We start from the raw sequence: 15,265 nt of genomic DNA on the forward strand, positions 1-15,265 counted from the left end.
TCTTCTCGCATGGGCTCACGCAAGCGCACCCCCGAAGACTTCGTCCGCGTCCGCGGCGCACGCGAACACAACCTCAAGGACATCGACGTCGACGTGCCGCGCGACGCGCTCGTCGTGTTCTCCGGCGTCTCGGGCTCGGGCAAATCTTCGCTCGCTTTCGGCACACTCTACGCCGAGGCGCAGCGGCGTTATTTCGAGTCGGTCAATCCTTACGCGCGTCGCCTGATCGATCAGGTCGGCATTCCCGATGTCGACAGCATCGAAGGGCTGCCGCCCGCGGTCGCGTTGCAGCAACAGCGCGGCACGCCGAGCGTGCGGTCGTCGGTCGGCAGCGTAACCACGCTGTCGAGCCTCGTGCGCATGCTGTATTCGCGCGCCGGCGACTATCCGGCGAAGCAGGCGATGTTGTACGCGGAGGATTTCTCGCCCAACACCGCGCAGGGTGCGTGTCCCGAGTGCCACGGGCTCGGCAATGTGTATGCGGTGACCGAAGCGTCGATGGTCCCCGATCCCTCGCTCACCATTCGCGAGAAGGCGATCGCCGCGTGGCCGCCCGCGTGGCATGGACAGAACCTGCGCGACATCCTGGTCACGCTCGGCTACGACGTCGACATTCCGTGGCGCGATCTGCCGAAGAAGGACCGCGACTGGATCCTCTTCACCGAGGAACAACCGGTCGCGCCGGTATATCCCGGCTTCACGCCGAAGGAAACGCGCGCCGCCGTGCGCAGCAAGCAGGAGCCCGCGTACATGGGCACCTTCATGGGCGCGCGCAAGTACGTGCGGCACACCTTCGCGACCACGCAGAGTGCGACGATGAAGAAGCGCGTCGCGCGCTTCATGGTCGGAAGCGTGTGTCCGCTTTGCGAAGGAAAGCGTCTCAAGCGTGAAGCCTTGTCGGTGAAGTTCGCAGGACTCGACATCGCCGAGCTCACTGCGCTGTCGCTCGATCGCATGGCCGAGGTCCTGCGCCCCGCCGTGAAAGGCGCGGCGCGCCTGTCCGAAGAAAAGCGCATCGCGGCGCAGCGGCTCGCCGAAGATTTGGTCGATCGCATCGGCACGCTGCAGGCGCTCGGCCTGGGGTATCTCGCGATGGATCGCACCACGCCGACCTTGTCGCCCGGCGAGTTGCAACGCCTGCGGCTCGCGACGCAGATCCGTTCGCATCTGTTCGGCGTCGTGTACGTGCTCGACGAACCGTCGGCGGGCCTGCATCCGGCGGACAGCGAAGCCCTGCACAAAGCGCTCGACCAATTACGCGCGGCCGGCAACACGATCTTCGTCGTCGAACACGACCTCGACATGATGCGCCGCGCCGATTGGCTCGTGGATGTCGGCCCGGACGCGGGCCAACACGGTGGCCAGATTCTTTATAGCGGCCCACCCGAAGGCTTGGCGCACATCAAGTCCTCGCACACGCGTCGCTATCTGTTCGGCGAAGCAGTCCCCGTGCACCGCGAACGTCGCACGCCGCAGGCGTGGATCGAACTCGCGCACGTTTCGCGCAACAACCTGCATGCGCTCGATGCGCGATTCCCGTTGGGCGTGTTCACCGCGGTCACGGGCATCTCGGGCTCCGGCAAATCCAGTCTCGTCAGCCAGGCGCTGGTCGATCTGGTCGCAGCGCACCTGGGCCATGCGCCCGAAGCGGAGGAAGAAGAAAGCGAAGTGCCCACCGTCGTGCAACAGACGACGGGGCGCATCGCATCCGGCGCCGATGCCATCCGCCGCCTCGTGAACGTCGACCAGAAGCCCATCGGCCGCACGCCGCGTTCGAACCTGGCCACGTACACCGGTTTGTTCGATTACGTGCGCAAGTTGTTCGCCGCGACGAAGGCCGCGAAAGCGCGCAAGTACGACGCCGGCCAGTTCTCCTTCAACGTCGCCAAGGGTCGTTGCCCGACCTGCGAAGGCGAAGGCTTCGTCAGTGTCGAGTTGCTCTTCATGCCCAGCGTCTTCGTGCCGTGCCCCACGTGCCACGGCGCGCGCTACGACAAGAAGACGCTCGAAATCCAATGGCAGGGGAAGAACATCGCCGACGTCCTCGGGATGACGGTCGACGAAGCACTCGCGTTCTTCGCAGACGAGCCACCGCTGCAACGACCGCTGCATTTGTTGCACGACATCGGCCTGGGCTATCTGCGCCTTGGGCAACCGGCGACCGAACTCTCCGGCGGTGAAGCGCAACGCATCAAGCTCGCGACCGAACTGCAGCGCAGCCAACGCGGCGACACGTTGTACGTCCTCGACGAACCCACGACGGGCCTGCATCCGGCCGACGTCGATCGCCTCATGCGCCAATTGCATGGCCTCGTCGATGCGGGCAACACCGTCATCGTCGTCGAGCATGAGATGCGCGTCGTCGCCGATGCCGACTGGGTCGTCGACGTCGGTCCCGGGGCAGGGGAGGCGGGTGGGCGCATCGTCGCGACCGGCACGCCGGAGGCTGTCGCGAAGGCCAAACGCAGCCGAACTGCCATTTATCTTTCGCATGCGTTGGCGCCGAACAAGCACTTACGGATCAAGGCCATGTGAAACATGACTTCCGGCGGTGGGGCGCGCGCGCCTGCGCCTGCACCATCGACGGAATCCGCCCGCAGGGGGCGGGCCCCGAATCCCAAGGATCCACGCATGCGTCGCCTTCTCGTTTCCGCCATCGCGATCGCCCTGGCCGGCGCCACTCTCGACGCCGCGGCGCAAACCGCCGCGCCCCACGTCGCACCGCCCGTCACCGACGCGACCACGCAGTTGCCGCGCAACGTGCGTCCAACGCACTACACCATCGCCGTCGTGCCGCATGCCGACAAGATGAACTTCGACGGCAAGATCGCGATCTCCGTCGACGTGCTGGAACCCACCGACAAGATCGTGCTCAACGCGGTCGACATGACCTTCGCCAACGCGGTGCTCAATCCGCGCGACGGCAAGGTGCAGAAGCCGAAGGTCACGACGGATGCCGCTTCGCAGACCGCGACCTTCACCTTCGATGCGCCGCTGCCCGCCGGCCAGTACGTGTTGTCGACCGACTACACCGGCAAGATCGGCACGCAGGCCAACGGCCTGTTCGCGATCGACTACGAAAACAAGGACGGCAAGCAACGCGCGCTGTACACGCAGTTCGAAGCCTCCGATGCGCGCAAGTTCATCCCGTCCTTCGACGAACCCAACCACAAGGCGGTGTTCGACCTGACCGCCGACGTGCCGTCGAAGTACATGGCCGTCAGCAACATGCCGATCGCCGATTCGAAGGATCTGGGCAACGGCCTGAAGCGCGTGAAGTTCCAACCTTCTCCGAAGATGTCGACCTACCTGCTGTTCTTCGGCGTGGGCGACTTCGACCGTGCGACGCGCATGGAAGGCCCGATCGAAGTCGGCGTGGTCACGCAGCGCGGCGTGGCGGACCAGGCGAAGTTCGCGCTGGATTCCTCGGCCGACGTGCTGAAGGAATACAACGATTACTTCGCCACGCCGTATCCACTGCCGAAGCTCGACAACGTCGCTTCCCCGGGCCGCAGCCAGTTCTTCGGCGCGATGGAAAACTGGGGCGCGATCTACACGTTCGAATATGCGCTGCTGCTCGACCCGACGATCTCCACGCAGTCCGACAAGCAGGGCGTGTTCTCCATCGCCGCGCATGAAATCGCGCACCAGTGGTTCGGCGACCTGGTCACGATGAGTTGGTGGGACGATCTGTGGCTCAACGAAGGCTTCGCCACGTGGATGGCCGCGCGCACCACGCAGAAGCTGCATCCGGAATGGAACACCGTGCTCGGCAAGGTCGGCCAGCGTGAAGCGGCGATGGGCCTGGACTCGGTGGCGACCACGCACCCGGTCGTGCAGAAAGTCGAGACCGTCGAACAGGCCGCGCAGGCCTTCGACTCGATCACCTACCAGAAGGGCAGCGCCGTCATCGGCATGCTCGAAGGCTACGTCGGCGGCGATGCATGGCGCGACGGCGTGCGCGCGTACATGAAGACGCACGCTTACGGCAACACGAAGTCCGACGACCTCTGGAATGCGGTGCAGACCGCTTCGGGCGTGCCGATCGTCGACATCGCGCACGACTTCACCCTGCAGCCGGGCATCCCGCTGATCCGCGTGGAATCGGCGACGTGCAAGGGCGGCAAGACCACGCTGCAACTCAAGCAGGGCGAGTTCACGAAGGACCGCGCGGACAAGCAGCCGCTCACCTGGCGCGTGCCGGTGATCGCGCAGAGCGTCGGCGGGCAGCCTGCGCGCACGCTCGTGCAGGGTGGCTCGGGCACGCTGGAAGTGCCGGGTTGCGGCCCGGTCGTCGTCAACGCGGGGCAGAGCGGTTACTACCGCACGCTGTACACGCAGGCGCAGTTCGCGCAGTTGCGCGATGGTTTCGCGAAGCTCGCGCCGATCGACCAGCTCGGCATGATGAACGACGTGTGGTCGCTCGGCATGGCGGGCCTGCAGTCGCCGTCGGATTACCTGGACCTTGCGATGCGCGTGCCGGCCGATGCCGACCCGCAGATCTGGGGCGACGTCGCCGACAGCCTCGCTTCGCTCGACCGCTATTACGCGGGCGACGCGCAGCGCCAGGAGCGGTATCGCAAGTTCGCCGTCAAGACCTTGCAGCCGGTGATGGCGCGCGTGGGTTGGGAAGCGAAGCCGGGCGAGGCCGACCCGGTCGCGATCCTGCGCACCACGCTGATCGAAACGCTCGCGCAGTTGGGTGACGAGAAGACCGTCGCCGAGGCGCGCCGTCGCTTCGCCGCGTCCGAATCCGATCCGAACGCGATGCCCGCGCCGCTGCGTCGCACGATCCTCGGCGTCGTCGCGTCGCATGCCGACGCCGCGACGTGGGACAAGTTGCACGCGATGGCGAAGAGCGAAAAGACGCCGCTCGTGCGCGACCAGCTGTACACGATGCTCTCGGTCGCCGAAGACCCGGCCGTCGCGCAGCGTGCGTTGGACCTGGCGCTCACCGACGAACCGGGCGAGACCAACAGCGCGAGCATGATTTCCTACGTCGCCAAGGACCATCCGGACATGGCCTTCGACTTCGCGTTGAAGAACCAGGCGGCGGTCGGCAAGCGCGTCGACACGACCTCGCAGAGCCGCTACTACCCGGGCCTTGCGACCTCGTCGCTGGATCCGGCGATGGTCGGCAAGCTGCGTTCGTACGCCGAGAAGCACATCGCGGCCGGCTCGCGCCGCCCGACGGAAACGGCGATCGCGAACATCGAGTACCGCTTGAAGATCCGCAAGGATCGCCTGGCGCAGATCGACGCCTGGCTGGCAAAGAACGGCGGGTGAGGGGTCTGCGGGGCGTTATCCCCCTCGAGCGCGCTTTGCGCGCTCGATCCCCCTTGGAAGGGGGATGACGGCCGCAGCCTTTGCTTGGGCGATGTGTCGTCCCCCGGCCGGAGTGGCGGTCGGGTCCGCGTTCGACGATAAATAGCCAATCCGTTCTGGCGAGGTCCCACCCTCCCTGTCATGAACGCCGCGACGCTCCGCCTGCTCGTAGTCCCCGCGCTGCTGTGCGCGGGCCTGGCGTTCGCGCAGGCGCCGCAGACCGCGTCCACGCACGCGCTCGCCGCGCAGGCGCAGGCCCTGCGGGCGCAGATCAACCCGTCGACGGACACCATCACCGAAGATCGCGCCGATTTCCTCCGGCGCCAGTTGCTCGCCTCGCTCGAGCGCCGCCAGGACATGGTGCGCGCCATCGCCGACGTCGAGCGTCTGTCCGGGCAGCCGGGGCGGGTCACGCCGCCGGAAAGCCTGCTCGCGCTCGACGACCTGCGGCGCGAGATCCAGCGGCTCGACGCGGAGATCGCCAGCGGTGCACGGCGGACCGAGCTGCTGGAACAGGAACGCACGTCGATGGCCGCGCAACTCACCGAGAAGGTCGCCGCCGAGCGCACGCTCCTCGACGCGGGCGCCGACCCCGACGCCATCGCGATGGCGAAACTCGAAACGGGCCTGACCGAATCGGCCACCGCCGAAGTCGACATGATGTTGCGATTGCTGGGCGTGCAGCAGACGTTCGCGCAGGCGCAGCGCGACGCGATCGCCAGTGCGCTGACCTCGGCGGGCCGACGCCCGCTGACGGTGTCCTCGCGCGATGCCGCGGCCGTGGACGTTCGGCTGCGCGCACGCGGCGACGAGTTGCGTCGACGCATGGCGGCGGCGACGCGCGAACGCGAACGGGCGCGCGGCGAGCTCGCGCAGAAGGGCGCGACCGTCAACGCGCTGCAACTGGAGACGCTCAAGGAACGCATCGCGAATGCCGACATCGACATCGAGCTGACGCGCGAAGCACTCACCAACCTGGCGACCGAACAACTTGCGTGGCAAATGGCGGTGCGGATCTACCGCGATCACGACGAGGGCGCCATCGTCGAAGCGCGTCGCAACGGCCCGATGCTCGTCGAGCGCCTCGAACGCCGCCGCGAATTCCTCGCGTCGATGTCCGACCAGATCTTGGCTCGCAGCGGCGCGTTGTCCACCGAAATCGCGCAGGCCCCCAACGCGCCGGATGCCGCCGACAAACGCGCGCTGCGCGATGTGTTCGACCAACGCCTGCAGATGGCGCAGCACGCCCGCTTCGACGAGTCGCGCCTGATCGACCTGGTGGCGCGCATGCGCGAAGACTTCGACGCGCGCGCCAACGCCTACGGTTGGCGCGAACGCGTGAGCCTGGCGTGGGCCTTCGTGCGCGACGCGGTCTCGCGCGCGTGGAATTTCGAGTTGTTCACCGTCAACCAGACGGTCGAGGTCGACGGTCGCAAGACCGAAGTGCCGCGCGGCGTGACCGTGGGCAAGGTCGTGCAGGCGCCGTTGCTGTTGGTGATCGGCCTGTTCCTCGCGGCGAAGCTCACGTCGTGGTGGGAGCGCTGGCTGCATCGTCGACGCGGCCTGGACGAGGGCCGCGCGCGGTTGATGCGACGCTGGGCGCTCGCGTTGCTCATGGCGGCCTGCGTGCTCGCGAGCCTGGCGATCGCGGGAATTCCGCTCGCGGCCTTCGCGTTCATCGGCGGCGCGGTGGCGATCGGCATCGGGTTCGGCATGCAGACGCTGTTCAAGAACCTGATCAGCGGCGTGCTCGTGCTGGTCGAACGCCCCTTCCGCCTCGGCGACGTGATCGAAGTGGGTTCCCTGCGCGGCATGGTGGTCGACATCGACCTGCGCACGTCCGTCGTGCGCGATGCCGACGGCGCCGACACGCTGATCCCCAATTCCGTGCTGATGGAAGAGAACGTCAAGAACGTCACCTATCGCACGCGGATGCAGCGTCAGTCCCTGAGCGTGGTGCTCGATGGCGACTCGGAGCCGCGCGCGGTGGTCGAGACGATGCGCGCCGCCGCGCAACGCCACGGGCAGCTCGTCGACGATCCCGAGCCCACCGTGTTGCTCGAGGACTTCGCCGACAACGGCCTGCGTTTCACGCTGAACTACTGGGTCGAACTCGTGCCCGGCATGGACCGCCGGCGCGTGGCGAGCGACCTGCGCATGATGCTGCTGGGGGCGTTCGCGGACGCCGGCATCAAGATGGCACCACCGCCGCCGATCGTGCGTTAGAGCGTATGATCGTTGCAGGTCTCGAGGGAGGCCAGACCGGTGCCGCTCGCCAAACTCACGCGTCCGAAATTGCACCAGGTATTGCCGCGCGATCGCCTGTTCGCGCGCCTCGATGAAGCCGCACGGCCGATCGTCTGGGTCGTCGGTCCGCCCGGTGCCGGCAAGACCGCGCTGGTCGCCAGTTGGTTGCAGCAGCACAAGGTCGGTGGCGTCTGGTACCAGGTCGATGCGGGCGACCGCGATCTGTCGACCTTCTTCCACTATCTCAACCGCGCCGCGCCACCGGCGCGCAAGCGCGATGCACCGCTGCCGACGTTCACGCCCGAGCACGGCGCCGATCCGGCGGCCTTCGCGCGTTTGTATTTCCGCGCGCTGTTCGAACGTTTCAAGCCGCCGGCCGCGCTCGTCTTCGACAACTATCACGAACTTCCGGCCGGCGCGCCGCTGCACGCGTTGCTGGAAGCGATCGCGCGCGAAGCGCCCGAACGCGTCGTCATCGTCGCGACCAGCCGCGGCGAACCGCCGCCCGAATGCGCGGCCTTGCGCGCGATGGATCGCGTCGCGCTGCTCGATTGGGACGACCTGCGGCTGACCTTCGACGAAACCTGCGGCATCGCCGCGCTGCGGCAACACCTGGACGAAACCACGCTGCGTGCGGTGCACGCGCAATCCGACGGCTGGCCGGTCGGTCTCGTGCTCACCCTGGAACAAGTGAAGCGCGGCCATGCGGAGACGGGCCTCGCGCAATCGCAGGGGCGGGATGTGTTGTTCGGCTACTTCGCCGGCCAGATTCTCGATGCCCTGTCGCCGACGGTGCAGACGCAGTTGATGCGCATCGCGCTGCTGCCGCGCGCCACCGCTGCGCAGGCGGCGATGATCGCGGGCGATCCCGCCGCGGGCCATTTGCTCGATTCGCTGTATCGCAAGCGGCTGTTCGTCGAACGGCGCGGCGATGCCTACCAGTTCCACGATCTGTTCCGCGCATTCCTGCTCGAACGTCTCGAACAAACGATGTCGCCAGAAGCACTCGCCGCCGTGCGGCGCGATGCGATCGCGCTGCTCACGCAGGCCGAGCAGGTGGAAGCCGCGTTCGACATCGCGGCGACCACGCAGGACTGGCCGTCCGCCGCGCAGATCGCGCTGCGGTTCGCGCCGATGCTGCTGGAGCAGGGGCGCGTGACGACGTTGAAGAGTTGGTTCGATGTCCTGCCGCCGCAGGTGCAGGATGCTTCGCCGTGGATGGCGCTGTGGCATGGCATTGCCTTGTCGCCGTTCGCGGCGTTGCAGGCGCGTGCGCGGTTCGAAGTGGCGCACGCGCGCTTCGGCGAGGCCGAACCGATGGGCCGCATCCTCGCCATCGGCGCGATCCTCGCGACGCATTACCTCGAATTCGACCACGGCCAGGTCGAAGAATGGATCGACCTGTTGCTGCCGCAACTCGACAACGCACCTCCGTTTCCCGCCGCGGCCGCCGAGTTACGCGTCAACGCCGCACTCCTGTTCGCCCTGAGCTTCGCGCGCCCGCGCGCGGACCTGACGCAAGCCCGTGTCGCGCGCCTGCGCACGCTGTTGCAACGCGACGACATCCCCGCCAACGCGCGCGTCGATGCGGCCACGCTGATGCTCGCCTACCACCAGATCAACGGCGAGTTCGACGAAAGCGACCGCATCGTCGCGATGGCCGCGCCGTGGGTGGCCGATCCGACGCTGACGCCCAGCTATCGCGCACTGTGGCTGCTGCAACTCGCGCATTTCCGCGACAAGCAGGGCAACGATGTCGAGGCGCTCAAGATCTACGACGAGTCGCAGGCGATCGCGAACGAAAACGCGCTGATGCTGCCGCCGCTGCGCATCTTCGCGCACCTCGGGCGCGCGATCGCCGCGCTGTGCGCAGGCGATGCGGACACCGCCGAAGCCGAACGCGTGCGCGCGGAAGCGTACTGGACCTTCGCGCGCAAACTCGATCGCGCGCTGGATGGTGCGATCCGCACCTGGATCGCGATCCTGCGGCACGAATACGAAGCGGCACGCAAGACCGCGCGCGAAGTGGTCGCCGGCATGGACGACTTCGGACCGGTGTGGCTGCGCTTCGGCAGTCGCCTGTTGTTGGCCATCGCGGAAGTGGAAGCCGATGGGGACGCCGACGTCGCGCCGATCCTCGATGAGGCCCGCGCGTTGCTGACGGACACCTGTTTGCAGCACCACGTGCATGGCATCGAAGCGGTCGAGGCGTGGATCCAGTTGCGTCGCGCGGGCCCGGAAGCGGCACGCCCCTGGATCGAACGCAGCGTCGCCGGCCTCAACGCGCACCACGGCCAGTTCATGCTGCGCATGCATCCCTCGTTGTTGTCGGAGGTCTACGGCGCCGCGCTGCAACTGGGCATCTCCGAAGGCGATGCGCGGCGCGCGATCCGCGAGTTCTCGCTGCGCGCGCCGCACGCCGATCCACCGCGCTGGCCCTGGCGATTCGAAGTGCGCACGCTCGGCCGGTTCGAAGTGTTGCGCGAAGGCCAGCCGCTCGCGTTTTCGCGCAAGGTGCCGAAGAAGACGCTCGCGTTGCTCAAGGCGATCATCGCGCTCGGCGGGCGCAGCGTGTCGGAGCAGCGTTTGCTCGACGCGCTGTGGCCGGACGAGGAGGGCGATGCCGGCGCGCGTGCGCTCGATGCGACGGTGTTGCGGTTGCGCACGCTGCTCGGCGATCCGGCAGCGATCGTGCAGCGCGGGGGGCGGGTGTCGCTTGATGCCGAGCGCGTGTGGGTCGACGTGTTCGCGTTCGACCGCGCGTTGGCGGCGGCCGACGAAGCCGCGCATCGCCACGACATCGACGCCGAAGCGCAACCCTTGCAGCGCGCGCTCGAACTCTACAGTGGCGCGTTCCTCGTCGAAGACGAAGGCGAGCCCTGGCCCGTCGCCGCGCGCGAACGCCTGCGCGGCCGCTTCATCCACGCGCTCGCGCGCCAGGCCGAACGCCGCGAAGCGGCGGGCGACGACACGGCCGCCATCGCGCTGTACATGCGCGGCATCGACGCCGACCCGGCGATCGAATCCTTCTACCAGGGCCTGATGCGCTGCTACGACCGCAGCGGCCGTCGCAGCGAAGCGATCGCGGCCTACCAGCGCCTGCGGCAGATCCTTTCGATCACGCTGGGCCTGCAACCCTCGGCCAGCAGCGAGCGGCTTTACCAGGCCGTGAAGGGCTGAGCGGCGCGGCCGTTCCCTGATCCGTAGGCAATAAATCGGCGGCCCTGATCGACCCTGCTCCGTGTTCCCCACGGAGTACTGCGTTGACCGCCCCCATCCGCTCTTTCGTCGTCCGCATCTACCGCCGCCATGGGCGCGTGGGGATCGATGGCGTGGTCGAGGACGTGAAGACCGGCCGATCCAAGCCGTTCCACTCCATCGCCGAGCTGTGGGACGCGCTGCGCGGTGCCCGACGCTCCCCTGGGCGCAAGGACGCGCCGCTTCCCACTCCCCCCGCCGATTGATTCCCCCGGACTCCGCCATGCGCCGTTTCGTTCGTTCGCCCGTCGTTCGCCTGTTGCCGGCTGCCCTGGCCGTCGTCCTTCTCGCCGCGTGCTCGCGCGCGGCCGTGCCCACGGAAGAAGATCCGCGCCCGGTGCGCACGCTGCGCGTGGGCGCGGCGGGCAATCACTCCGATGCGCTGTACTCCGGCGAGATTCGCGCGCGTAGAGAAGCCGCGCTCGGTTTCATGGTCGGCGGCCGCATCCAGTCGCGCGCGGTCGAAGTCGGCGACACGGTCGACAAGGGCGAAGTGTTGTTCCGCCTGGATCCGACCGACGCGGCGTTGAATGCGAACGCCTCGCGCAGCCAGGTCGCTTCGGCGCGCAGCCAGTACGAGCAGGCGAAGAATGACTACGCGCGCTTCTCGCAACTCTCGGCGATGCAGTACGTCTCGCGCTCGGAGCTCGACAAGGCGCGCATGAACCTGCAGACCGCGCAGGAAGCGCTGCGCGCCGCGCAGGCCAACAACGGCGTCGTCGCGAACCAGGCGAACTACACGACGCTGCGTTCGACCTCTCGCGGCGTGGTCACCAGCATCGAAGCAGAGTCGGGACAGGTCGTTTCCGCCGGCCAGGTCGTTGCGCGCGTCGCCGAAGACGGCGAACGCGAAATCATCGTCAGCATTCCCGAATCGCGCGTGGACGAGCTGCGCACCGCGCGCGCACTCACCATCGAACTCTGGGCCGATCCGCAACATCGCTACACCGGCCGCCTGCGCGAACTCGCGCCCGACGCCGACGCGGTCACCCGCACCTACAGCGCGAAGATCACCGTCGTCGGCGCCGACGCTGCAGTGCGCCTGGGCATGACGGCGAAACTGCACGTCGCGCTGCCGACCAAGGGCACGCTGCGCCGCCTGCCGCTCACCGCGATCTACGACCCGAACGGCAAACCGCACGTGTGGATCGTCGATCCGAAGACCGCGCGCGTGGCCTTGCGTCCCGTGTCGCTCTCGCATGCCGAGGATGACGGCGTGCTCGTCAGCCGCGGGCTGCGCGATGGCGAGATCGTCGTCACCGCCGGCGTGAACCTGCTGCATGCGGGCCAGAAGGTCCGGATGGATGTCGCCTCGTGAAGGATTTCAACCTTTCGCGGTGGGCGATCGCCCACCCGCAGTTCGTGCTGTTCCTGATGCTGTTGTTCGCCGCCGGCGGCATCTTCGCGTGGCGCCACCTCGGGCAGATGGAAGACCCGAACTTCACCGTCAAGGCGATGGTCGTGCAGGCGAAGTGGCCGGGCGCGGGCGCCGATGCGATGGCGCAGCAGGTCACCGACCGCGTCGAACGCAAGCTGCAGGAAGTGGCCGAAGTCGATTACCTGAGCAGCTTCTCCAAGCCGGGCTTCATGCAGATCACCGTCGCGTTGCGCGATGAGCTGCCGGCGTCGAAGGTGCCCGACGTCTGGTACCAGGTGCGCAAGAAACTCAACGACATCCAGCACGAATTCCCCGAAGGCGTGCAGGGGCCAATGTTCAACGACGAGTTCGGCGACACGTTCGGCAATCTGTACGCGTTCACCAGCGACGGGTTCTCGTACGCGGAGCTGCGCAAGTTCGTCGACCAGGCGCGCGATGAATTCCTGCGCGTGCCCGACGTGAGCAAGGTGCAGTACATCGGCGTGCAGGACGAGAAGATCTTCGTGGAGACTTCTTCGGCGAAGCTCGCGTCGATCGGATTGAATCCGCAGATCGTCGAAGACACGCTGCGGGCGACCAACGCGATGGTGCCGGCCGGCGTCGTGCAAGCCGGCCGCCAGCGTGTTGCGCTGAAGATCACCGGCGAGTTCGATTCGGTCGAGGCCATCGAAGACATCGGCCTGGATGCGAACGGGCACACGGTGCGCCTGGGCGACATCGCGCGCGTCTATCGCGGCTACACCGATCCGGTCGAAACCAAGATGCACTTCGACGGCAAGGACGCCATTGGGCTTGCGATTGCGATGCGCGAAGGCGGCGACGTGATCCGCATGGGCCACGACCTGGAAGCGGCGGTCGCGCGCGTGCAGGCGGCGCTGCCGGTTGGTGTCGAAATCCATGCGGTCTCCAACCAACCGAAGGTCGTGAAGGAGTCCGTCCACGAGTTCACCAAGAGCCTGGCCGAAGCCATCCTCATCGTGCTCGCCGTGAGCTTCCTGTCGCTGGGTTGGCGCACGGGCATCGTGGTCGCGTTGTCGATTCCGCTGGTGCTGGCGATGACCTTCCTGGCGATGTACTTCCTCGGCATCGACCTGCAGCGCATCTCGCTCGGCGCGTTGATCATCGCGCTCGGCTTGCTCGTGGACGACGCGATCATCGCGGTGGAGATGATGGCGCTGAAACTCGAACAAGGTTGGGATCGCGTGCGCGCGGCGAGCTTCGCCTACACCGCGACCGCGTTCCCGATGCTCACCGGCACCCTGATCACCGCTGCGGGCTTCCTGCCCGTCGGCATGGCGAAATCCAGCGCGGGCGAATACACGATCTCGCTGTTCCAGGTCGTGGGCATCGCGCTGATTCTGTCGTGGGTGGTGGCGGTGGTGTTCACTCCGTACCTGGGCTACAAGCTGCTGCCCGAACGCAAGGCGAAGGACGGCCACGCGCACGACATCGACACCACGCGCGGCTTCTACGGGATATTCCGCCGCGTGCTCGAAGCTTGTCTGCGTCGTCGCGGTCTCGTGCTGGGTTGGACGGTGGCGATGTTCCTCGGCGCGATGGCCTTGTTCCAGACCGTGCCGCAGCAGTTTTTCCCCGCGTCGAGCCGACCGGAGTTGATGGTCGACCTGTGGTTGCCGGAAGCGGCGAGCATCAAGGCGACCGACGAAGCGGTTTCGCGCCTCGAAAAAGCCTTGCGCGACGACCCCGATGTCGAAGCGGTCACCGGTTACATTGGTGCGGGCAGCCCGCGCTTCTATCTGCCGCTCGACGTGCAATTGCCGAACACCAACTTCGGCCAGGTCATGGTGATGACGAAGGGCGAGGAGGCGCGCGAGCGCGTGCTTGCGCGCATCGAAGCGCAGTTCCGCACGGGGTATTCGAACGTGCGCGGCCGCGTGTCGCGCCTGGAGAATGGCCCGCCGGTCGGTTATCCGATCAAGCTGCGCGTCTCGGGCCCCGATCCTGAGAAGCTGCCCGCGATCGTCGCCAAGGTGCAGGACGTGTTGCGCAAGGATCCCGCGATCCGCGACGTCAACTCCGATCTCGGCGAACGCCTGCAGACCGTGCGATTGATCGTCGACCAGGACAAGGCGCGCGCGCTCGGCGTGTCGTCGAAGCAGATCGCCGACACCACGCAGAACTCCCTGTCGGGCCATGCCACGACGCAGTTCCGCGAAGGCGACCGCCTCATCGACGTCGTCACGCGTTTGGAAGGCGCCGAACGCACCGACCTGTCGAACATCAAGGACGCGAAGCTCTACACGCGTGATGGCAAGTACGTCGCGCTCTCGCAGGTCGCGCGCATCGAGCTCGGCAGCGAAACGAGCATCCTGTGGCGTCGCAATCGCATTCCGACTGTCACCGTGCGTGCCGACGTCGCCGGCGCCGAAGCGCCCGATGTCACCGCGCGCACGTGGCCGGCGGTGAAAGCCATCGCCGATACGCTGCCGCTCGGCTATCGCATCGAAGTCGGTGGTGCGGCGGAATCCAGCGAAGACAGCCAGAAGTCGATCGCTGCCGTCGTGCCGCTGGCGGTCGCGGTGATCCTCGTGTTGCTGATGATGCAGTTGCAGGACATGAAGAAGACTGCGCTGGTGGTGGCGACCGCGCCGCTCGGGATGATCGGTGTCGCGTTGATCCTGGCGGTGTTCCGCGTGCCGTTCGGGTTCGTGGCCTTGCTCGGCACGATCGCGCTCGCCGGCATGATCATGCGCAACTCGGTGATCCTCATCGACCAGATCGACCAGGACCTCGCGCAGGGCATCGCGCCCTGGGATGCGATCGTCGGTTCGACCCTGCGCCGCTTCCGCCCGATCGTGTTGACGGCGATGGCTGCCATCCTCGCGATGATCCCGCTGACGCGATCGACCTTCTGGGGCCCGATGGCGTGGGCGATCATGGGGGGCTTGTCGGTCGCGACGCTGCTGACGCTGATCGTGTTGCCGACGATGTATGCGTGGGCGTATCGGGTGCGCCGGGAATTGCCAGCCCTGCCTCCAATTCCCGGAGAACCAGAGCCTGCATGACCAAAGCTTTTAAAGCTGGCGGAGAATAATA

General features: G+C 67.1%; 7 protein-coding genes. All 7 read left to right on the plus strand.

What is annotated here, in order from left to right; all coding sequences use genetic code 11:
• Window positions 1-9 precede the first annotated feature (9 nt).
• The 7 genes from uvrA to GN331_RS07810 all read left to right on the plus strand — a co-directional run bounded on the left by uvrA (window position 10) and on the right by GN331_RS07810 (window position 15,234).
• A complete protein-coding gene (gene uvrA, locus GN331_RS07780; RefSeq protein ID WP_156641433.1) occupies window positions 10-2,535 on the plus strand; it encodes an excinuclease ABC subunit UvrA in 2,526 nt (841 codons plus the stop codon).
• A 96-nt stretch (window positions 2,536-2,631) separates the two neighbouring features.
• Window positions 2,632-5,286 carry a M1 family metallopeptidase gene (locus tag GN331_RS07785; protein ID WP_156641434.1) on the plus strand — a complete coding sequence of 885 codons (2,655 nt, stop codon included), beginning with the start codon at window positions 2,632-2,634 and terminating at the stop codon, window positions 5,284-5,286.
• Window positions 5,287-5,466: 180 nt separating this feature from the next.
• Entirely contained in the window at window positions 5,467-7,551 is a 2,085-nt protein-coding gene (locus tag GN331_RS07790; protein WP_156641435.1) for a mechanosensitive ion channel domain-containing protein, read from the plus strand.
• A gap of 39 nt (window positions 7,552-7,590) precedes the next feature.
• Window positions 7,591-10,752: an AfsR/SARP family transcriptional regulator gene (locus GN331_RS16980; RefSeq protein WP_156641436.1), complete on the plus strand. Its 3,162-nt coding sequence runs from the start codon at window positions 7,591-7,593 to the stop codon at window positions 10,750-10,752.
• 83 nt (window positions 10,753-10,835) lie between these two features.
• Window positions 10,836-11,036, plus strand: coding sequence for a hypothetical protein (locus GN331_RS07800; protein WP_156641437.1), 201 nt, complete (start codon window positions 10,836-10,838; stop codon window positions 11,034-11,036).
• A 17-nt stretch (window positions 11,037-11,053) separates the two neighbouring features.
• Window positions 11,054-12,148, plus strand: a complete 1,095-nt coding sequence (locus tag GN331_RS07805; protein ID WP_156641438.1) for an efflux RND transporter periplasmic adaptor subunit — start codon at window positions 11,054-11,056, stop codon at window positions 12,146-12,148.
• Complete coding sequence (locus GN331_RS07810; protein WP_331713411.1) at window positions 12,145-15,234, plus strand: efflux RND transporter permease subunit; 3,090 nt, start codon at window positions 12,145-12,147, stop codon at window positions 15,232-15,234. The genes GN331_RS07805 and GN331_RS07810 overlap by 4 nt, the downstream gene beginning before the upstream one ends.
• Window positions 15,235-15,265 lie beyond the last annotated feature (31 nt).

The organism is Noviluteimonas gilva, assembly GCF_009740395.1.
Classification (GTDB): domain Bacteria; phylum Pseudomonadota; class Gammaproteobacteria; order Xanthomonadales; family Xanthomonadaceae; genus Noviluteimonas; species Noviluteimonas gilva.